Here is a 19,832-nt window from a genome sequence, read left to right on the forward strand (position 1 = left end):
TCGAATTCAGGTTATTCAAATACCCCGCTGCAGAGTATAGGGAACTGACGAGCAGTCCGCCGCTCTTGAAGATACCCGTAATGCCCAGCTCGAACCCCTTATAGGCCACCCGGGTATTGAAGCCCCTTCAAAGTCAGGCTGCACATCATATATCTGGCGATCGTCGTTGTTCAAAGCCGTCCCCGCCTGGTTCTTCCTGTTCGGAACGCCATTGGTAAAATGCAGGGACGTATCATTCTTGTTGTACGCTACCTTGATCATTCCGACATTCCCGCCCGGATAGGCCGCCTGCATATATCCGCTCGCGCTGTCCGCATAGCTGATCAGGCCGGTTTTCTTATAATCATAAATGACGTCGATCGGGTGCCCGGGGAACCACATATTTCCCTTATCATACGGCTGCCCCGAATAAAGGCTCACCAGCTTGTTCCTGTTGCGCGAGACGTTGACGCCGACATCCCAGGTCCATCCATTGTAATTGTCCAGGATGGTGCCATTCAACGAAAGCTCTATACCCTTGTTCTGCGTAGCGCCGATATTCGCAGTATAACTGCTCACCCCCGAAGTCGTCGGAAGACCCACGCTCAGCAGTACATTGCTCGTATTGACCGTATAATAGTCGATAGTACCGCTGAGGCGATTTTTCAGCAGCGTGAAATCGGCTCCATAGTTCCAGGTCTTGGAGAATTCCCATCCGAGCGCCGGATTAGGCAGCTGGGTAACATAATACCCCATCGCATAACCGGACGGACCGAAATTATAGGGACTCGTCTTTAACGCGCCCAGGGTCTGATAGGGATTGATCGCCTGGTTCGACGTCTCCCCATAACCGACCCGCAGCTTCAGCGCGTCGACAAAGGAGACATTGCTCAAAAAGTTCTCGTTCTTCATATTCCATCCGACAGAGATCGCCGGATAAGAATGATACTGATGCCCGGGTGCCAGCACGGACGAAGCATCCGACCGGAAGGCCGCCGACAGAATATACCGGTCATTGTAGGAGTAAATAAGACGACCCATATACGACAACAGTCCATACTGCGCATAAGTGCCGTTGCCGACCGTGGCGATCCCGCTCTGATCCGCCAGAACATATGAAAGATTATAGAACTGGAAGGCATCGGACGGCAAATGGGAGGCCGATGCACTCGAAGTCCATTTCGTATTTTGTTCCACGGAATACAACCCCACCGCACTGATCCTGTGTTTGCCAAAGGTCCGGTCATAGCTCAGCATATGCTCGATCGTATAGTCGACCTGTTTCATATTGGAGTCCGAGGCGCTCGACGCAGCCGTCGGCGTCCCGCTGAATACCCCCGTTCCTGTATACGTACCATAGTCGTCCTGGTGAAAATACAGCCCGAGATTTATCCGGTACTTTAGCCCCTCTACCCCGGGGATCCTTATCTCTCCATAGACCGAGTTATTCGTCGTGTAGGCCCTGTCAAGGTCGATGTATTTATCCCCCAACCCTTTCAGCGCATGCGCCGTGTACGCCCAATTGGGTCCCGTAGTGTTCATATTGACTATAGACTTCCAGCTCCCGTCCGGGTTGCGCGGATTGATGATCGGCGTCAGATTCAGCGTAGCATAGGGCCCGAGGTTCTGGTCATGGCTATTCACATAATAATTATTGGTGGTCAACCCGACACGGAAGAACTTGCCGATCCGCTGCTCCAGGGAAGTACGCACGCTATACCGCTCGTAATACTGCATCGGTATTACCGCCTGATCTTTGAAATAATTGAACCCGACACTATAGTTGCCCTTCTCGGAACCACCCGTGATCCCAAGGTCCTGATTAGTTACATAGCCGTTCTGGAACAACAACTTCTGCCAGTCGGTGTTTACACTGTCATTCTCATCCAGCGTATTTAAATGAATGGATGCACCAGGAGTGGCATTATTCGCCTTTCGCAGCGCCACATATTCCGGTCCGTTCATCATCGGGTACTCACCCCATATCTTTTTCAGCCCCGCATACCCATTGTAGGATACACGAGCCTTTTGCCCCGCCACACCCTTATTCGTCGTCACCAGAATGACGCCATTCGCACCCCGCGAACCATAAATGGCCGTCGCAGACGCGTCCTTTAAAATATCTACGCTCCTGATCTCGCTGGGACTGATGTCATTGAGCGTCCCGATAAATGGAATACCATCGAGCACGATCAGCGGATCGTTCGTGGCATTCAGCGACCGCGTACCCCGGATACGGATCTGCATCCCGGCCCCCGGCTTCGACGAGGTCTGCGTCATCTGTACCCCGGCGATCCGCCCCTGCAGCGCCCGCGAGATATCAACCGCCGGCACCTCATTCATCTTGTCGCCGCTGATCGTCGCAACCGCCGCGGTCACGTCCTTCTTCCGCTGCGTACCATAGCCGATGACAACGACATCATTGACCGTACTCGACGCCACCTTCAGCGTCAGCGTCAGATCAGTGCGGTTTTTCACAGGGATCTCCGTCGGCGCATAACCCACGGACGAAACAACCCAGCACCCCATTGGAAGGGGCTGAAATAACAAAATTGCCTTCCTCGTCACAGGCAACACCCATCTTTTGGCCTTTTACCGTAACGGAGGCCTTTGGAACAGATTTACCATCCTCGTTTACTACGTGCCCCTTAACGCGTAAGGTGTTTTGTGCGAAGACGGGAATTGATAAGAAGGAGAGCACGACCATTAACCAAATGGCGGTGCTTCTTTTCGATGACAGCAGTCGATCCTGGTAAAATTGCATAAAAGTGTGTTTTAGAGTCGGTATATTTCATTCGATTGCAACAAATAAGGGGTTTTTAGCAAAAAATAAAGATTTAAACCCCAATGCGTAGCCGTGAAACAGTAATAGTTGAATGGACTTGCCTGAAATGGCGGAGAAAGAAAAGAGAACGAATGAAAAAATATTAGACAATGATTTATAAATATTTATAATCATATTTTCTCCCATATCGCAAGCAACATCCGATAGCCGACAGCCGCCGAACGGCATTAATTGTCAAACCAACATTTCAAATGTAAAACTTTTATTGAAAATTTCAACCGATTGAAATAAATTAATTTTAGCTTTGGGAATTCATTCCGGAATTTGAATACGATGCGAAAGGACTTTACCGCCTATAATATTGTAAACCAGCTGAATCTATCAACCGCGACCGCCAGCTTCTTTTTAGCCTGCCTTCTTATCCTCTCATTCAGACTGTCAGCCCAGGACGGATACCGCCTCCGGCAGCGCCGCGACACCCTCATCCTGCCACGCCTCATCCGCGACAGCATGGTCCTCCAGCGGGACACACGCATCTCCATCTGGGGCTGGGCCCCGAAAGGTCAGACCGTTCGGATAAAATTCAACAACCACCGCTACCGCACAACCGCAGCCACAGACGGAAAATGGAGTATTCAACTCCAGCCAACCCCGCCGGCGGCCCCTTCACCATGGAGATCGAAGGCAAGACCGAGGATCGTCCTCCACGACATCCTTGCCGGCGACGTCTGGCTCTGCAGCGGCCAGTCCAATATGGTCCACCAGATGGCCCTGCATAGCGTCCGCTATGCCAGCGAAGTCTCCCAGGCGGACAACCCGCAGATCAGACAATTCTGGGTACCCAACGAACCCAGCCTGAAAGGCCCCGCAGCCGACCTCAGCTCCGGATACTGGAAATCCGCAGACCGTCAGAACATCGGCGAATTTTCCGCCGTCGCCTGGTTCTTCGCCCGCGAGATCTACCGGCAACAACATATCCCGATCGGCATCATCAACGCCAGCGTTGGCGGCTCCCCGATCGAAGCCTGGATCAGCGAAGAAGCCCTGAAAGCTTTTCCCAACTTCGACAGCATTATCAAACGCAACAACGAAAGCGCATACACTAAACGGGCCGCCCCACTCACCCGCATCTCCCGGCCATCACCACCCGACGCCGGCCTCTCCGGCCCCCATCCCCGGTACGACACAGCCTACACCCCTGTCGGCTGGCGGATCATCGGCATCCCCGGCTACTGGGAAGACCAGGGCGTCAACGGACTCGACGGAGTGGTCTGGTACCGCCGCGAGATCGACATACCCGCCAGAATGCTGCAATCTGCGGCCAGAGTCTTCCTCGGTCGCATCGTAGACGCCGACCAGCTTTACGTCAACGGCAGACTGGTAGGGAACACCACCTACATGTATCCGCAAAGACGCTACTCCATTCCACCAGGTCTCCTCCACGCCGGCAAAAACCTTTTTGTCATACGCGTGACCAATAATTCAGGTAAAGGTGGCTTCGTACCCGACAAACCCTATTGCCTGTTCGCCGGCGATGACACCGTCGACCTGAAAGGCTACTGGCAATACAAGGTCGGACAAGTATTCTCCCCCCGAAAATTCCCGGGAACCACCGTCAACTCCACCAGCACCAATCCCGGCTTTTCTCCCCAAAACCAACCCGCCGCGCTGTTCAACGGCATGCTTGCCCCTATCATCCCCTACACGGTCAAAGGCTTCCTCTGGTACCAGGGCGAAAGCAACACCGGACACGCCGCCCAATACGCCCGCCTCCAGCCGGCAATGATCGCCGACTGGCGCCAAAAATGGCACGAAGGCGCCCTTCCCTTCCTCTTCGTCCAGTTGCCCGGATTCGGCGACTACCACTATACTCCGACAGAAAGCCAGTGGGCCGAACTCCGCGAAGCCCAGGCCCGGTCTCTCTCGGTCCCCAACACAGCAATGGCCGTCGCCATCGACCTCGGCGAATGGAACGACATTCACCCCGACCGGAAAAAGAAGTGGGCACACGCCTGGCGCTCGCAGCACTAGACCTCGCCTACGGAGAAAATATCGTTTCCACGGGCCCCCTGTTTCAAAGAGCATCCCCCGAGGGCGACAGCATCCGCATCGCCTTCGACCATACCGGCTCAGGCCTCGTCACCAACGACGGGGAAAGACCGGACGGCTTTGAGATCGCCGGCAAGGACAAAAGATTTGTACGCGCAACGGCCATCATCGAGGGAAATAATATAGTCGTGTGGAGCAACGAAGTCCAGCAGCCGGCCTATGTCCGGTATGCCTGGGCAGATGACCCCGTCAACCCCAATCTATATAATAAGGAAGGTCTTCCTGCCGCGCCATTCAGGACGGAATAGTCGCCCTCCTGCCGCCGCGCAACGAAGAATCGCGAACGATCAGCCCGGCAGGTATCACCGACGTCCGGCCGCTATGACCGGGCTCCCCGCCAGTCAGCTGATTGAGCAGGCTCACAGCCGCTACTTTCCCGACCTCGAACCCATTGTAGTCGATCGTCGTCAGCTTCGGCGTGATCAGCCTGCCCACCGGATCGTTATTGAATCCGACAACAGCAATGTCCTCAGGCACCCGAACACCCGCCTCCTGCAGCGTACGTATGCAAACGGCCGCGACCAGATCGCTGGTAATGAAAAGGCCATCCGGTAAGGGATCCATTCTAAGTATCCGCATCGCGGCCTCGACGCCGCCTTCGCTGTCGATATCACCAATGATCATCAGATCGTGAGAGAATGGAATATTATACTGGCGCAGGGCAGACCTGAAGCCTGTGAAACGTTGAGCGTATACACTCCTCTCCAGACTGGAAGTCACGATCGCAATACGTCTGCAACCCTGCCGGATAAGATGTTCTGTCGCCAGATATCCGCAGTGTGAATTATCGATGACCACAACATCGCCCCTGTTCGTTTGGGCAACGCGGTCAAAGAACACGACCGGGACGCCCTGCGCCGCGAACGCATCAAAATGTTTCAGGCTCTCTGTCTGGCTCGAAAGCGATGCAATGATGCCGTCGACGCCACGATTTAACAACAGCCCGGCATTCGCAACCTCGATAACGCTGTCCTCCTGTGAATGGGTGATGACAGTTTCGTATCCATGCGACGCGGTGACGCTTTCGATGCCCTGCAACGCGGAAGTAGTGAAATGGCTGTCCAGACGGTGCACAATCACACCGATCGTCTTAATTCGTCTGCAAACAAGCATATACTCCATTTTTATTACAGACAAATTACCCGATTAGCCGCAGAGCGCAGCCAGGGCAGGAGAAATTGAGACAATAATGGCCAATATTGAGACGATTGAGACAACCAACTCACCCCTTCTTCACCGACGACTGCCGGACGATCAGGTCCGCCCGGATGGTCAGCCTGCTGATACTCCCGATCTTGCCGGTTCCTTTCAGATGGTCGACAAGCATGCCCGCCGCCGCAGCACCCATTTCCCTTGCCGGATAGTTTACCGTCGTAAGACTGGGCGTTATCAATTTTCCGACCACTTCGTTATTGAACCCAACAACAGCAATATCCTGAGGGACCCTCACTCCCCGCTCCTGAAAGGTCCGGATACAGACGGCAGCAGCCATATCACTGCCGGCAAATACCCCGTCCGGCATCGGCTTCATCGAAAGTATTTTTTTGCCGCCTTTTCACTCGCCTCCTCACTGCCCCCCGCAACAACAAGCAAGCCATCTTCAAAGACAATGTTCTGTTCCTCCAACGCCTCCCGATAACCCTTGTACCGCTGGCCATAAATACTTTGCTGATGATCCGGAGTCAAATGAACGATGCGGCGACAGCCCTGCCCGAGCAAATGCCGGGTCACCATCAGGCCGCACTGAAAATTGTCGATCATGACCGACATGCTCTCGGGAAAGGGAGCCTCCGTGTCCAGAAAGATCATCGGAATTCTCCTCTCGATAAATGGTCGGAAATGCTCGAACGAATCCGTTTCAGGCGCCAGCACCACGATCATCCCGTCCACACGCCGCTGAAAAAGGTTCTGTGCGTTGGCCGCCTCCTTCTGTGAACTCCGCGAAGAGTCGGTTAGGATGATCCCATAGCCCGCTTCATTCGCAACCGTTTCGATACCGGAGAGCATCGGCGTCGTGAAACTGCTGTTCAGCTCATAGGCGATCACCCCGATAGTCAGCGAGTTCTGCTGCCGCAGGTTCCTCGCAAAAAGATTCGAACGGTAGCCCATTTCAGCAGCCGTCTCCAGTATCCTCTTCTTCGTCTTCTTGCTGATGGCGGGATCCCCGCTCAGCGCCTTGCTCACCGTCGAGGGATGAAGCTCAAGACTCCTTGCTATATCATAAATAGTGATCTCTTTGGAATTTTCCATACGACGGTCGCTGGACGGGTTAATTATTAAAAGGATTAGTTACCATCATTTTGCCCTTGTTTACGGTATTGTTGCGCGTATTCCGAGGGAAGCATCTTGTATTTTGCTTTGAAAGCACGGGCAAAATAATTGGGGCTGGAAAAACCTACTTTATAAGCGATCTCGGAAATCGTCAGGTCTTTCTGCCGCAACAGGACGCTTGCCTTCTCCAACTTGACACCGCGAATATACTCCACAGGGGTTTCTCCCGTCAGTTCAAGCATTTTACTATACAGCGTTGTCCTGCTCATCACCAGTTGCTTGCTCAGGAACTCGACAGACAGCTCCGGATTATCCAGATTGGCCTCGATACAGGCCACCGCGTCCCGCATCAGCTTCTCATCCGGGGATTCCGTCCCGGTTTCTCCACCGGAGGCCGGGCTGACACTGATCTGTTTCGTATACGTCGTTCTCATCGTCTGGCTCAGACCCAGCAAATTCCGGATCTTCGCCAGTAACAGTTCGAAATCAAAAGGCTTGGTGATATAGTCGATTGCACCAGTTTCCAATCCCGCCAGCTGTTGCCCCTGCTCCGTCAGCGCCGTCAGCAGGATCACCGGAATATGCGCCGTCCGCTTGTCCGCCTTTAGCCGCCGGGTAAAGGTGATACCATCCATATAGGGCATGCTCACATCGCTCACGATCAGGTTGGGGTGACTGGCCAGAGCTTTTTCCACCCCTCATTCCCATTCGCCGCTTCGATCACCGTATAACTAGCCTTCAGGTTGTCCTTCAGATAAAACCTGAAATCCTCATTGTCCTCCACCAGCAATACCGTCGCCTTCCCCAACGCGCCCTTCTTTGGAAGGCCTTCCACTGCCGCCTCTTCCCCGGATATACCCGAACGCTCCGCCGCCAGCGGCCCCTCCACCACCGGCGTCCCCTCCTCTCCACCGGCAGGCGCCAGCGGCAGCCGAACCGTAAACACACTCCCCTTATCAATTTCGCTTTCTACCGAGATCATACCCCCATGAAGCATCACAAACTCTCTGGTGATGGAAAGCCCAATGCCCGTACCCGCATTGACGATAGAACCCGGCGTTGCATTTTGAAAAAATCGTTGAAAGATCAGCTCTTTCTTGTCTGCGGGAATACCGATACCCGTATCCCCCACCCTGATTTCTATCCATTCTCCATCCTCCACCCTGTCGAGAACCACGCTTATCGTTCCACCCTCCGGCGTGAATTTGAACGCATTCGACAGTAAATTAAAAAGTATTCGCTCCACCTTATCTTTATCAAACTTCACAAAAAGCCGGTCAATTGTTGTTTCCACTTTCAGGCGAATACTTTTCCGTTCCGAAAGATCGCCAAACGACTGACAGATCTCCCTGAAAAACCCGACAAACTCCCCTGCGGAAACCTGCAGCTTCAACTCGTGCTCCTCCATCTTCCGGAAGTCCAGCAACTGATTCACCAGATTCAACAGCCTCCTGCTATTTCTCCTGATCAGCTGCAGCTTGTCGTTCGAATTCCCATCTTTCTGACCGCTCAGCAACTGATCGACCGGCCCCATGATCAGGGATATCGGCGTCCTGAACTCATGACTCAAATTCGTAAGGAACTTCAGCTTCAGCTTGTCCAGCTCCTGCACCCTCAGCGCTTCCTGCTTCTCCTGCTCCAACGCAAATTTCCGCCTTACCCTGGCGAGCCCCGTCGCCGGCTATAGAACAACAACCCTCCGGCAGCCAAAACATACAAAATATATGCATACACCGTTCTCCAGACAGGCGGCCTTACAAATATCCGGACCTGGCTGTCGGTCGTACTCCACACGCCATCATTATTGCTGGCTTTCACCCGGAAGACATATTCGCCCGGGTCCAGATTGGTATAGTATGCCGTATTCTGTGTCCCGACATAGTTCCAGTCCCTGTCAAAACCTTCCAGCTTATAGGCATAGCGGTTCTCTTTCGGAAGTGTATAGTCCAGCGCTCCATAACTCAGCGCGAAATTCTGCCCGAAGTTCAAATGGATATCGCGGGCCGTCGAAATTTGTTCGGTAATAGGCGCACCTTTTCCCGGGACCACCGACCGGTTAGCCACCTTCAGATCGGTCAGTACCACGGGCGGCACATTCCTGTTGGTCGTAAGACCCGCGGGATAAAAATAATTGAAGCCCTGCTGGCCACCGAAAAAGAGCTCCCCGTCCGATGTACGTATACCCGACTGATGGACAAAATTGTTATTCTGCAGCCCGTTGGACGGAGTAAAATTGCGAAAAACACCCGTCGCAGGGTCCAGACTGCTGACGCCGGTATTCGTCGTCACCCAGATAAGTCCAGCCTTGTCCTCAACGATCTGATACACATTCGTATTCTGAAGACCATCCTTTTCGTCATAGACGATACATCTGTCCTTTGCCTTGTCATACCGTACCAGCCCCCCTCCATAGGTGCCGATCCATAAACGCCCCCTGCTGTCCAGTAACATCGACTGCACCTTATTGCTTGGCAACGCGCCGTCATCCTGATCGTATATCTTAAAACGATTCCCCTCTTTTTCATAAACCGCAATCCCCCGCCATGCGTACCTATCCACATCCTCCTGTCCGCATCTTCTGCCATCGCCCGGATAAACCCGTTGATTGGCAGTCGCACATCACCCGCGGCCACAGGATTGGGAACCAGACGGGCCACGACCTTTCCACCCTTTAAAATATTGATACCCGACCCATTTGTCCCCGCCCAGATCCTTCCCTCCCCGTCCTCCGACAGACAAAAGATATCATTGGCGCTCAGACCACCCGAACCATCACCTTTCAACACCTGCCGGGTCTTCCCCGTTGCCAGATCCTCCACGACCAGACCATTCCCCCAGGTGCCGATATATAATTTATTGTCTGCCGCCTTTTTCAACGCCAGCACAGCGAGCTGGCTGGTTGGTTTTCCATTGATGACCACCGGCACCCGCGTTAGCCGGTCGGCCTTCCGGTCGTAGCTATAAAGGCCTCCCCCATCCGTACCCAACCAAAGGTTCCCATCCGGGCGCTCCTCAAATGAGTTGACAACGGTGGTCTCGGTACCGTACTCCCGGAAAGCATCGCCCAACTTGGCGTTAAAAAGATTTAAGTTCTTATCGTACTTGCTGACCCCGGTCCGGAATGTGCCGAACCAGTAGATCCCCTGATTATCAATGAAGACACACCGGATAGCCCGGCTCCCGATGCTGTGAATATTATCCTTTTCCGGACGGTATACCGTCGTTCTGCCGGTTCGCGGGTCAAGAACATGCAGCCCCTGCATCGTGCCAACCCAAAGAAGCCCCTCCCTGTCCGCAGCAATTGCGTTGATCGCCCCTCCGCCAAGTACCGCATCGCCAGCTCCCGGCCCGGTAGCGGTTAAACCCGCTCCCATCGTCCCGCAGCCGGCAAAGCCCCGAATCGGTGCCGACCCAGAGATTCCCCATCCTGTCTTCCGCGAGAGCCTGTGCAGCGTCCCCGGCAAGGCTGCTGGGGTCGGACGAAACGTGCCTGAACTGCCGGAACCCACGCCCATCTCCCCGATACAGGAAAAGACCATGGTCCGTACCAACCCACATCCGACGCTTGCTGTCGCCAAATACGCAATAAAGACTGACCTTTTCCGACGGACTGGCCGAAAAGCCCGACAAATCGAGCCGTTCAATATGACCCGTTTCCGGATCCAGTACATACGGCGCCTCATACTGCGCTATCCAAATTCTTCCGCTGTTGTCGCTGGAAATACTTCTTACTAAAGCACTGGGCAAAAAAGCATTCGCACCCCCTGTAGAAGGAAAATTGATAAAAGCATCCCGCTTTCGGTCATAAAGGCTCAGCGCACCACCGCTGGTACCTACCCAAAGATTCCCCGCCCGGTCTTCATAAAGGGCAAGTATCTCATTCGCCCGAAGACTGGTGCTGTCCCCAGCCTTATGCCTGTATACAGTAAAATTGGTTCCGTCGAACCGGTTGAGCCCGTCATTCGTGGCAAACCACATCCAGCCATACCGGTCCTTAAGAATGGCATTGACCGAATTGGCCGAAAGACCGTCCCTTGTTCCAAGGGACGTAAATTTTACCGGTGCCGACTGTCCGACAGCAACCCCTCCCACCCCCGAGACAAGCAGGTATACTATTACGATCTTAGGCCACATTTGACAAAGTAGTGACCCAAATTACTCGAAAAAAGGCCAAATCTGAACATTTGTGCTATAAATATTATCAAAATGGACCCTTTTAATTTGTTGAGCCCTATACATTTGTATCGACCGGTAGAAGCCGGCTCAACTTGCTTCGCCAATGATTGCCATCCAGCCACTCCGCCTCCAGCCCACCCCGTCTGCCGGCCGCCCACCGCAGCAAGCTTCCAGTATAATGGCTGCTGTCCGCAACCCAGGCGAACAACAACGGCTGGCCAGCTACCTCAAGGGCACTTTTTCCGCCTACCTGGTCCCCAGCATCCCACATATCTATAAGGTTCTCGAAATGCAGCAGACCGGGGCGATCATCATCGACATCGAATCTTTCCCCGGAGAAGCGACCCTTCTCTGCTCCCAATTAAAAGCCTCCAGACAATTCGGGCATATTCCGGTCATCCTCCTTTTTTCAGCGTCCAACATCCGGCTCCGGATCCAATGCCTCGACGCAGGCGCAGATGCCCTCCTCGAGAAACCCTATTCGAGGACCCATTTGCTGGCACAACTCAGAAATCTCGACCGCAACCGGGCGCTGATCAAAGAATATCTGACCCAGCCCCTCCCCGACCCAACCCCTGCCACCGACCCGGCCGCAGACGCGTCCTTTTCACACCGGCTCGATCACCTGATCTCGGAAAACCTCTATAATGCGGATCTTAACATCGACCTCCTCGCCCGGCTCATGAACATGAGCCGCCCCACCTTTACCGGAAGCTAAAAGCAATGTCCACCGCCTCCCCCCTCGAGCTCATCAATACCGCCCGCATCAAAAAAGCCGCCGAAATGATCACCCGCACCGACCGCACCATCGCCGAAGTAGCCGCAATGGTCGGTTTTCACTCCCGCAGCAATTTCGGAAAAGCCTTCTACAAACAATTCCACCTCTCCCCAACCGCTTACAGATATAATAACAAACAAATTTCCTGATCTTCTCCCTGAACACTACGGCTTTCCCGTAACACCCCTCGTCTCCCGATAACAGCAAGGCCGTCCTGCAAAAGGACGGCCTTGCTAACAACACTATTTTTCCGCAAACCGGTCAATCCGGTCAGTTCACCGCCGGCGTGAACGTCTCGAACTTGATCCCACGATCCCGCATGACCAGCGTATCCGTAAAGCTATGCTTCGACGTTCCGAAATCCACCGTGTACTTCAAATGCAGAACATCCCTTTTCTGACCACCCCACGAATCACCGCCCTTCACAAAAGCACCGCCGCCGCTAACAGTGTAGGACGCGGACGCAGGCCCGTTCACAGTACAATTGCCGCTCCCGTCAAAAGACATCAGCAACTGAAAAGGCATATCCACATTCGCCCTCGTCTTCCCGTTCAGCAGCAACGAATCCAGCGTCAGCGACAACGTGCCCGTACTGACCACCTGATCGGTCTCGACATACGAAGTATGATAAATGATCGTCGTATCACCCGCATTATCCTTTATCGCCTCCGCACCCCTTCTCAGATAATTGCCATGCCACGGATTGATATACTTCACCGCATAAAGCGTATAATTCTTCGGAACGACATTCCAGTTGCCCGCAACCCGGGGATCGGCCGACGCATTATCGCCCTTGCCGCTCAGGATCGAATCGGCATTTTTTACAGAGTTCATCCGCAACGGGATCACAAAAGTATTCGTGATCGACCTGGGGTCGGCAAAAAATGCATCCGTCAGCTGAACACTGATCCCTCCCATCACGCTCCCCGCAGGGATAGTGACCGACATATCCTTCGGGAACGTATAATAACCCGCAGGCATAAGTACCGCCTTCTTCCCCGTCTCGCCAAAACTTAGATTGCTGCAAAGAGACGTGTCCACCGATACGCCGATCGTAACATCCTTTTTGTTTTCGTACACCCCGCCCATCGTGGCCTCGATAGTGAACATATGCTTATTGTCCAGACTGTTATCGACGATATCGTCTCCGAGGTCCAGCGTCCTCACCGGCGACTGATACGGGAAATAGACCGTGGTGTATTTATAGTCGGGAAAACTCAGCGTCTTGTTGGAACAGGACGCCCCAAACAACAAAATACCCGCTGCACCAAACATCAATTTTTTCATTCTTTTCATTTTACGTTGTAAACAATTACTACCAGCCCTTATTCTGCACAAGGTTCTCCTTCAGCACATCGTTATAAGGCAGCGGACCATAATTCATGTAGTCTGCATACTGCCTCGGCTCTACCAGACCAAAGGTATAAGCGCCACCGCTGATCACCACGCCATTCGCCGGCACGGTAATGGACGCATTCCATCTCCGCAGATCCCAGAACCGGAACCCTTCGAAACACAGCTCCAGCCGCCTTTCATTGTGGATCAGCGCCCGCATGTCATCCTTGCTGCTCACCGACGCAAGGAAATTGTCCGGCTGGGCGATACCCGCACGCTTCCGCAGGGCCGCGACGATCTGACGCGCGGAATAAGCATGCGAACCCATCCCATCAGGTCCCCAGGCCTCATTGGCGGCCTCGGCATAGGCAAGGAACAGCTCGGTATAACGGATATAGGGAACATAGTGCCGCTGCGTATTAATATTCGCCGGATTGAGATTGACATCCTCCCGCAGCAGCTTCCGCAGGTAATATCCCGTCCTTGTCGACGTGGAGATAGCATTCAGCCCGTCATTGGTCGATCCGGGCTGCGTCAGAATGGTCGCGCCCGACGGCCCCATCTTACTGCTGTTCGTGACGATATACAACGCCAGCCGGGGGTCGCGGTTCGTATAGGGATGAGTCGGATCATACCCGCTGGACGGGTCGGTGATCGGATAACCGTTGGCCATCGGAAAGGCATCCACCAGATTCTGCGTCGGGTTGACTCGTCCGTTGCCGTACAGCGTAGGCGGATAATTATCCTTCTCCAGATTGTTGCCGTCGCCCACATTAGCCCTCCAGAGTATCTCTTTGGGATTGACACCCGAAGACACCGCATTGATCTCCCCTGAATTCTTGCTCGCATACCAGTAATCCCCATTGGACGCCATACCCGATACCCCTCCGATAAGATCCAGCACCGATGCGGCGTCATCCGCAGCCTTATCCCAGGTAACGCCCGAACCCTGGCCGAAAGCCGGACTCGCAGCAAGCAGCGACACCTTGGCCCGAATGCCCTTTACGATACGCGCGGTCACCCGCTGCCGGTCATACGCACCGAATACCCGGTTGTAGTCGGCCACCGTCGTCTTATTCGCATATTTCGCGGGGATATCCGTCGGCTGCGCAATGTTCTCAAAATCCAGCGGCAGCAGCAGCGCCGCGGAATCCAGATCATGGTAGATCTGCTTTATACAATCGGCAAAACTGTTCCTCGGTATCTTGAAATCCGAACTACCGTCCTGCGCGACGGTCAGGATGGGAACCCCCAGCAGCTTGCCGTCCGGCGACCATCCGCCATGGGCCTGCAGCAGATAATACATGAACAGTCCCCTCAGCCCATAAGCCTCGCCCATCATACGGTCCCTGAACATCTCATTGGTGTACTGGCCCGTGGTCGCCCAGACCACCTTATTGGCCTGCGCCAAAAGGATATTCAGATACTGAATGGCGGCAAACCCACCCGTATACTGGTCGACAGGATTGTTGATGGAAGACCATTTCCCAGTCGCCATCTGCCGGTAACCATTATTCGGATCGTTCGAAACCGCATCATCGGTCGCGACGTCATTCATCGTATAACTGCCCAGCGGCAGCCGCACATATCCGTTGAGGACAAGCCCCTCCGCAAACGCGGCATTATTATAGATATCACTCAGACCCCGGTTATTCTCATCGGCAGGAGACAATATTTTCCTGCATCCGGAAAATACAACCAGCGCCGCAATGATATAAATTAAACCTCTTTTCATATTAAGCATTATTGTGTTGGTTCACGTTAAAAATCCCCCTTGATACCCAGGTTATAAAATCTCACCTGCGGAACGGTGCCGATATTCAGCTCCATCAGATCCCTGTTCTTTGCGATCGTTAGCAGATCATTGCCACTGACATAGATATTCAGCCCCTTCACAAAAGACTTCTCAAGGAATTTTCCGGTAAACGAATAGGTCAGCTGCACCTTGCTCAGGTTGACACGATTCGTGCTGTAGGTCCAGTAATCCGAACTCCGGTAGTTATTCACGCCGCCCGAGGTCGTCAGCCGCGGATACCTCGCCGTGGCCTTCGTATTCTCCGTCCAGCTGTTGCGCACCATCGAAGAATATTTCTCCGATCCCGCTACCCAGTAATAGCTGCCCGACTTCATGCCCGTTCCCCCAAAAGACGCCGTACTCAGCACGAACAGCGAAAAACCCTTCCACTGCGCCGTGATATTGACACCACCGGTCAGCGGACTGCTCATCTGACCCAACTTCACCTCGTCCCGCTCATCGATCACGCCGTCACCATTCTGGTCCTTGTATTTGATGTCCCCGGGCCGCACGATCCCGAACTTTTGCGCCGCATGCTTATCGATATCATTCTGATCGGCGAACAACCCCTGACTCTGCAGACCGAACACCGCATCCACCGGTTTACCCGCTCTGTTCCGGTAACTATCCGCAAAGAGTTCGTCGCGCTTCAGCGCCAGCGTACGTACATAGGTCACCGCCGCACCTATCTTCAGGGCGACACGACCCAGATCCTGATGAAAATTCACCTGCAGGTCGAACCCGCTGTAACGGTTCGCCTGGAAATTACTGTACGGGACGAACGAAGTCGGCGGATACCCGGTGAAGAAATATCCCGGATACTGACTGTACACCTGCACCGGCATGCCATCCTTTTTGATATAGAACACCGTACCCAGCAGATCGACTTTCTTTTTAAAGAAAGACCCTTCAATGCTTAACTCGGCCTCACGACGCTTCGCATAGGTCAGGTTCGGGTTCGCGCCGCGCGAGATCGTAGTCGCCTGGTTGACAAAAGTGCCGTCCGACCACGAATAATACGCCGTAGGAGAATACACCGCAGCGTACATATAATAGCTGCCAAAATCCAGGTCGGTATTCACTATCCCGCCGGACGCAGTCGGCTTCAGCCGGTCCACCCAGCTCACAGATTTAAGGAAGTCCTCCTCGCTGAGCACCCAGCCCAGACTGGCCGTGGGAGAAAATCCCACACGGGTACTGGCAGGCAGTTTGGTCGAATTGACCAGCGCGCCGCTGAAATCGGCATAATACCGGTGATCATAGTTATATCCCAGCTGCAAACCCAGATTCGCATTCGTCCTGTACTGAAAATCCCTCGACTGGCGGGCGCGGAGCGCGTCCACTACCAGCATCGCCGAAACATTATGCTTCTCCTGATAACTCCTGGCATAATCGAAATGCCCGCTGAAGTCGATCACCTGGCTGCTGAAAGTATTGCCCAGATTTTGAGTACCCGGCTTGCTGTCCTTGTTATACTTGTTCAGCTTGACTATAGAGTCCCCAGTCGGACCACCCCACACCGGTTCATAAACTGCATACGCGTTGTTAACCGACTCATCGTAGTTATTGGAATAGTCGACGGTCATCTGCCCGTGAAAGGTCAGACCACTCAAGAGATTCCGGAGATCGACGTCCAGCCCGTTCGTATACTGGAACTGACGGCTGGTGAAATTATCATATCCCGCTGCATATACGTCCGCGATGGGATTGGTCAGATACTGCTGCGTTCCGCCCAGCAGATACCTCCCCCGATGATATTGCGGCCCCCATCAGCCGTCGCCTTCGCGGCCGAGCCCGGAGAAACCAGACCGATCGGGATCAGCGGAGAATACCGCTGCGGCTGCAGACTGTCTGCCATCGTCCAGTAACTTCCCAGCACATGACGGTTATTCGAGAACACCGTCGACACGTTCACATACGTACTGATATAATTGTTCAGCTTCAGGTCGATATTGCCGCGAAGATTCAGCCGGTTGCTGTGCTCACCGCTGCCCGTGCCAAAATTCAGGAGGGAATTCTGGCTCTGAAAGCCGGCAAGCGCATAAAAGCGCGCCCGCTCCGTTCCGCTGGTAAACTCCGCATTGGCAGAATAGGTCTTGAACAGCTTTCGCAAATAGTCCGACGAAAAATAGTTGACATCCGGATAACGGTACGGATTCGAATGCGCCGCAAAATGCCTGATCGTCGAATCCGCATAAGGAGCCGGTAGCCCATCGTTCAGACTCGCCTGGTTATACCAGGACATATAATCGGCCGCATTCAGGTACGACGGATACGACTTGGGCACACTGATACCGGAATTGACACGCACACTGCTCCCATGGACGCCTGCCCTTCCCCGCTTGGTAGTGATCAGGATCACCCCGTTCGCCGCACGCGCGCCATACAACACAACCGCATTGGCGCCCTTAAGAAAACTGATCTGCTCGATCTCATTCGTCGTCACATCGTTCAGCGAACGCGGCTCTCCGTCCACCAGCACCAGCCCCCTCCGACATTCCACAAATTATTACCTGCAACCAGCGCATCGATCCCCTCCAGCGCATTCGTACCATAATTCCTGTCCAAATATTGCGGCGGGTTCAGCACGGACACGCCCCCCGGCAGATCTTTCAATCTGGCCTCCCGGTACGCCAGATGTACGACGGAATCCGCGCCCAAATTCGTGGCGCCTCTGTAAGGCAGGGTCTGCGCGGCCGTTATCAGCACAGCCATAAGCCCCGACCCCAGAAAAAATAATTTTAACAACAATATATTGCTCTTCATTTTTCTCATTTTGCAAGTTTAATAACCTGGATTTTGCGGAAACGACACATACAAGTTCACATCGCTCACCTTCAGCGGCAGCCAGTAATTCTTGTCGTCGAACTTCCTCGTTATGAGCAACTGCTCCCTGATATTGATCGGCTTTCCAGACCCATCGCGGTCGAAATCGATGGCCGTCTTCTCCCTGTACTGCGTCTGCGAAGCCAGCAGCCAGCGACGCAGATCGTTATACCGGAACTCCTCCTCGAAACCCAGCTCCACGGCACGCTCCCGGATGATCTCACCCATGAACTTATCCTTGTCGCCGACATATGCCGCACCGACATCCCCGGCTCCGGCCCTTTCGCGGATCTTATTCACGGCAGCCACCGGGGTCATATAATTGGGCCCGTTGCTCGTCGCCGATCCATACCCCTGCAATACCGCTTCCGCATACATCAGATACACATCCGCCAGCCGCATATACGACAAGTGCATATAGTTGTTCGGGTAATTGTCGATATTATTCGCCGTCATCGGCGTCAGCTTGCGCAACAAATACCCGGTACGGCCGATAGACGTGTTATCCCGGCTATACCCCGTGTTGGACAAATTCGCATAGCGGTATTTCTCCTTGTCCGCAGGCGCAGAACCCTTGATGATCTGGTCCTTGTCGATGACGATATCATGGTAGAACCTCGGATCCCGCCCAACCCAGGGATTGGCAGGATCATATCCCGACGCAGCATCGGTGATCGGAAGACCATTGGCCATCCCGTAATTCTGCACGAACCGCGCATTCGGAGACGCATAACCGGCGCCGACATTCTCCTCGCCGAAGATGGAACTCGGCCCCCGGGGACAACCCTGGAACCACGAGCTGTATACCGGATTCTCGAAGATCGATTCGGGATAACCAGGGATAAAACTGCCCCCGTTGGAATAGAACAGATCACTATAATGAGAGAAGTCAACCAGCCTGACCCACGTCTGTTTGCTGTCGACCAGCTGCAATAGCTCGGCAAACGCGTCCGCCGCCTTTTTACAATAATTGGCATCGAAAGTAGTATTGCCCGTCGAACTGCGGTTCCACAGCGGACTACCCGCATACAGATAGTCTTTACCCAGATAGCCCAGCGCCGTGACTTTCGTGATCCTCAGCTGGTTCTTTCCGAGCGTCGTCTTGCCCGCATCGGTATTGTCCCAATCCACAGGCAGCAGGTCCGCAGCCTCCCGGAGGTCCTTACCGATCTTGTCCGCCATTGCCTGCGCCGACAGACGCGGCAGCGTCAGCTTACCGGACGACGACAACACCGTATCGATATAAGGAAGACCTCCCCAGTACGTCATCAGCTCGAAATGATACCAGTGCCCGGAAGAAAAGCAGCTGCCCCTTGATCAGGTCTTTTTCCTCCTGCGTGCCGTTCAGCTTATCCATATTCGCAAGACCCAGATTCGCCTTATGGATCCCATACCACGCGTTCGGCCACAATCCCTTGCCAAAGGCCGTCGTAGGATCCGTGACATAGCCCTGACCGTCCAGCCATGAGATCCATTCGGCCGTCGTCCACGACCAGCTGTCCCCGTTATCGAACTGTTCATTCAGCCAGGTGACACCCGTTTTGTGAATGATCTCATCCCCCAGTATCCAGTCACAGGCCCAGGTCTTGCTCGTATATTCCGGTTCGGCGCTATACAGCTCCTCCGTAAATCCCTGAAAATTGGTAAAATTGATAAAGGCATCGGTAGGCGAAACGTCGGCGCCCGGAGCCCTGTTAAGATATTTCTTGCACCCGGTCAGCCCCGCGATCGAACATACAGCCAGGCCGACTACGATGATATTTGCATACAATTTCATA

At 53.9% G+C, this 19,832-nt stretch carries 20 protein-coding genes and 1 pseudogene; 4 read left to right on the forward strand and 17 right to left on the reverse strand.

The window, feature by feature from the left end; genetic code table 11:
* Positions 1 to 15: 15 nt before the first annotated feature.
* On the reverse strand, positions 16 to 2,457 hold the full coding sequence (locus tag ACQ86N_RS28095; protein ID WP_431209944.1) for a SusC/RagA family TonB-linked outer membrane protein: 2,442 nt from the start codon (positions 2,455 to 2,457) through the stop codon (positions 16 to 18).
* Positions 2,441 to 2,743, reverse strand: coding sequence for a carboxypeptidase-like regulatory domain-containing protein (locus ACQ86N_RS28100; RefSeq protein ID WP_431209945.1), 303 nt, complete (start codon positions 2,741 to 2,743; stop codon positions 2,441 to 2,443). Before ACQ86N_RS28100 ends, ACQ86N_RS28095 begins: the two co-directional genes overlap by 17 nt.
* 354 nt (positions 2,744 to 3,097) lie before the next feature.
* Between ACQ86N_RS28100 and ACQ86N_RS28105 the strand changes: the two genes are divergently transcribed.
* Positions 3,098 to 4,795, forward strand: coding sequence for a sialate O-acetylesterase (locus ACQ86N_RS28105; protein ID WP_431209946.1), 1,698 nt, complete (start codon positions 3,098 to 3,100; stop codon positions 4,793 to 4,795).
* Positions 4,765 to 5,121, forward strand: a complete 357-nt coding sequence (locus ACQ86N_RS28110) for a hypothetical protein (RefSeq protein ID WP_431209947.1) — start codon at positions 4,765 to 4,767, stop codon at positions 5,119 to 5,121. The genes ACQ86N_RS28105 and ACQ86N_RS28110 overlap by 31 nt, the downstream gene beginning before the upstream one ends.
* Here ACQ86N_RS28110 and ACQ86N_RS28115 read toward each other — a convergent pair.
* The 8 genes and pseudogenes from ACQ86N_RS28115 to ACQ86N_RS28150 form a co-directional block, all read right to left on the reverse strand.
* Positions 5,108 to 5,986: a LacI family DNA-binding transcriptional regulator gene (locus ACQ86N_RS28115; protein WP_431209948.1), complete on the reverse strand. Its 879-nt coding sequence runs from the start codon at positions 5,984 to 5,986 to the stop codon at positions 5,108 to 5,110. The two genes, ACQ86N_RS28110 and ACQ86N_RS28115, sit on opposite strands and share 14 nt — an antisense overlap.
* 109 nt (positions 5,987 to 6,095) lie before the next feature.
* Positions 6,096 to 6,404, reverse strand: a complete 309-nt coding sequence (locus tag ACQ86N_RS28120; RefSeq protein WP_431209949.1) for a substrate-binding domain-containing protein — start codon at positions 6,402 to 6,404, stop codon at positions 6,096 to 6,098.
* On the reverse strand, positions 6,401 to 7,123 hold the full coding sequence (locus tag ACQ86N_RS28125) for a LacI family DNA-binding transcriptional regulator (RefSeq protein WP_431209950.1): 723 nt from the start codon (positions 7,121 to 7,123) through the stop codon (positions 6,401 to 6,403). The genes ACQ86N_RS28120 and ACQ86N_RS28125 overlap by 4 nt, the downstream gene beginning before the upstream one ends.
* A 35-nt stretch (positions 7,124 to 7,158) precedes the next feature.
* A complete protein-coding gene (locus ACQ86N_RS28130) occupies positions 7,159 to 7,839 on the reverse strand; it encodes a helix-turn-helix domain-containing protein (RefSeq protein WP_431209951.1) in 681 nt (226 codons plus the stop codon).
* Positions 7,806 to 8,786: an ATP-binding protein gene (locus tag ACQ86N_RS28135; protein ID WP_431209952.1), complete on the reverse strand. Its 981-nt coding sequence runs from the start codon at positions 8,784 to 8,786 to the stop codon at positions 7,806 to 7,808. Before ACQ86N_RS28135 ends, ACQ86N_RS28130 begins: the two co-directional genes overlap by 34 nt.
* Before the next feature lie 14 nt (positions 8,787 to 8,800).
* The gene (locus ACQ86N_RS28140; protein ID WP_431217628.1) at positions 8,801 to 9,472 is read right to left on the reverse strand and encodes a triple tyrosine motif-containing protein; all 672 of its coding nucleotides are present in this window, start codon (positions 9,470 to 9,472) and stop codon (positions 8,801 to 8,803) included.
* Between the two features lie 215 nt (positions 9,473 to 9,687).
* Positions 9,688 to 10,455: pseudogene (locus ACQ86N_RS28145) on the reverse strand (ligand-binding sensor domain-containing protein); the annotation flags it as partial.
* Positions 10,385 to 11,278 carry a ligand-binding sensor domain-containing protein gene (locus ACQ86N_RS28150; protein ID WP_431209953.1) on the reverse strand — a complete coding sequence of 298 codons (894 nt, stop codon included), beginning with the start codon at positions 11,276 to 11,278 and terminating at the stop codon, positions 10,385 to 10,387. The gene ACQ86N_RS28150 and the pseudogene ACQ86N_RS28145, both read right to left, overlap by 71 nt.
* Positions 11,279 to 11,423: 145 nt before the next feature.
* On the opposite strand from ACQ86N_RS28150, the gene ACQ86N_RS28155 reads away from it, so the two are divergent.
* Complete coding sequence (locus tag ACQ86N_RS28155; RefSeq protein WP_431209954.1) at positions 11,424 to 12,038, forward strand: hypothetical protein; 615 nt, start codon at positions 11,424 to 11,426, stop codon at positions 12,036 to 12,038.
* A 5-nt stretch (positions 12,039 to 12,043) separates the two neighbouring features.
* Entirely contained in the window at positions 12,044 to 12,247 is a 204-nt protein-coding gene (locus tag ACQ86N_RS28160) for a helix-turn-helix domain-containing protein (protein WP_431209955.1), read from the forward strand.
* A 121-nt stretch (positions 12,248 to 12,368) separates the two neighbouring features.
* On the opposite strand, the gene ACQ86N_RS28165 is transcribed toward ACQ86N_RS28160, so the two are convergent.
* The 7 genes from ACQ86N_RS28165 to ACQ86N_RS28195 all read right to left on the reverse strand — a co-directional run bounded on the left by ACQ86N_RS28165 (position 12,369) and on the right by ACQ86N_RS28195 (position 19,831).
* Positions 12,369 to 13,385, reverse strand: a complete 1,017-nt coding sequence (locus ACQ86N_RS28165) for a DUF5627 domain-containing protein (RefSeq protein ID WP_431209956.1) — start codon at positions 13,383 to 13,385, stop codon at positions 12,369 to 12,371.
* A gap of 28 nt (positions 13,386 to 13,413) precedes the next feature.
* The gene (locus ACQ86N_RS28170; RefSeq protein ID WP_431209957.1) at positions 13,414 to 15,168 is read right to left on the reverse strand and encodes a RagB/SusD family nutrient uptake outer membrane protein; all 1,755 of its coding nucleotides are present in this window, start codon (positions 15,166 to 15,168) and stop codon (positions 13,414 to 13,416) included.
* Positions 15,169 to 15,194: 26 nt separating this feature from the next.
* Positions 15,195 to 16,814 carry a hypothetical protein gene (locus ACQ86N_RS28175; RefSeq protein ID WP_431209958.1) on the reverse strand — a complete coding sequence of 540 codons (1,620 nt, stop codon included), beginning with the start codon at positions 16,812 to 16,814 and terminating at the stop codon, positions 15,195 to 15,197.
* A gap of 125 nt (positions 16,815 to 16,939) precedes the next feature.
* Positions 16,940 to 17,731: a TonB-dependent receptor plug domain-containing protein gene (locus ACQ86N_RS28180; RefSeq protein WP_431209959.1), complete on the reverse strand. Its 792-nt coding sequence runs from the start codon at positions 17,729 to 17,731 to the stop codon at positions 16,940 to 16,942.
* Positions 17,680 to 17,994, reverse strand: coding sequence for a hypothetical protein (locus ACQ86N_RS28185; protein ID WP_431209960.1), 315 nt, complete (start codon positions 17,992 to 17,994; stop codon positions 17,680 to 17,682). The genes ACQ86N_RS28180 and ACQ86N_RS28185 overlap by 52 nt, the downstream gene beginning before the upstream one ends.
* Positions 17,995 to 18,012: 18 nt before the next feature.
* Complete coding sequence (locus tag ACQ86N_RS28190) at positions 18,013 to 19,323, reverse strand: RagB/SusD family nutrient uptake outer membrane protein (RefSeq protein WP_431209961.1); 1,311 nt, start codon at positions 19,321 to 19,323, stop codon at positions 18,013 to 18,015.
* Positions 19,268 to 19,831: a hypothetical protein gene (locus ACQ86N_RS28195; RefSeq protein ID WP_431209962.1), complete on the reverse strand. Its 564-nt coding sequence runs from the start codon at positions 19,829 to 19,831 to the stop codon at positions 19,268 to 19,270. Before ACQ86N_RS28195 ends, ACQ86N_RS28190 begins: the two co-directional genes overlap by 56 nt.
* Position 19,832: the final 1 nt, after the last annotated feature.

This window comes from Puia sp. P3 (genome assembly GCF_050632245.1).
Classification (GTDB): domain Bacteria; phylum Bacteroidota; class Bacteroidia; order Chitinophagales; family Chitinophagaceae; genus Puia.

Coding starts and splice junctions, on each gene's coding strand:
- ACQ86N_RS28100 (WP_431209945.1), bottom strand. CDS start 2,743: ATGCAATTTTACCAGGATCGACTGCTGTCATCGAAAAGAAGCACCGCC.
- ACQ86N_RS28105 (WP_431209946.1), top strand. CDS start 3,098: ATGCGAAAGGACTTTACCGCCTATAATATTGTAAACCAGCTGAATCTA.
- ACQ86N_RS28115 (WP_431209948.1), bottom strand. CDS start 5,986: ATGCTTGTTTGCAGACGAATTAAGACGATCGGTGTGATTGTGCACCGT.
- ACQ86N_RS28120 (WP_431209949.1), bottom strand. CDS start 6,404: ATGAAGCCGATGCCGGACGGGGTATTTGCCGGCAGTGATATGGCTGCT.
- ACQ86N_RS28125 (WP_431209950.1), bottom strand. CDS start 7,123: ATGGAAAATTCCAAAGAGATCACTATTTATGATATAGCAAGGAGTCTT.
- ACQ86N_RS28150 (WP_431209953.1), bottom strand. CDS start 11,278: ATGTGGCCTAAGATCGTAATAGTATACCTGCTTGTCTCGGGGGTGGGA.
- ACQ86N_RS28155 (WP_431209954.1), top strand. CDS start 11,424: ATGATTGCCATCCAGCCACTCCGCCTCCAGCCCACCCCGTCTGCCGGC.
- ACQ86N_RS28160 (WP_431209955.1), top strand. CDS start 12,044: ATGTCCACCGCCTCCCCCCTCGAGCTCATCAATACCGCCCGCATCAAA.
- ACQ86N_RS28165 (WP_431209956.1), bottom strand. CDS start 13,385: ATGAAAAAATTGATGTTTGGTGCAGCGGGTATTTTGTTGTTTGGGGCG.
- ACQ86N_RS28170 (WP_431209957.1), bottom strand. CDS start 15,168: ATGAAAAGAGGTTTAATTTATATCATTGCGGCGCTGGTTGTATTTTCC.
- ACQ86N_RS28175 (WP_431209958.1), bottom strand. CDS start 16,814: ATGACCGTCGACTATTCCAATAACTACGATGAGTCGGTTAACAACGCG.
- ACQ86N_RS28185 (WP_431209960.1), bottom strand. CDS start 17,994: ATGAAGAGCAATATATTGTTGTTAAAATTATTTTTTCTGGGGTCGGGG.
- ACQ86N_RS28190 (WP_431209961.1), bottom strand. CDS start 19,323: ATGACGTACTGGGGAGGTCTTCCTTATATCGATACGGTGTTGTCGTCG.
- ACQ86N_RS28195 (WP_431209962.1), bottom strand. CDS start 19,831: ATGAAATTGTATGCAAATATCATCGTAGTCGGCCTGGCTGTATGTTCG.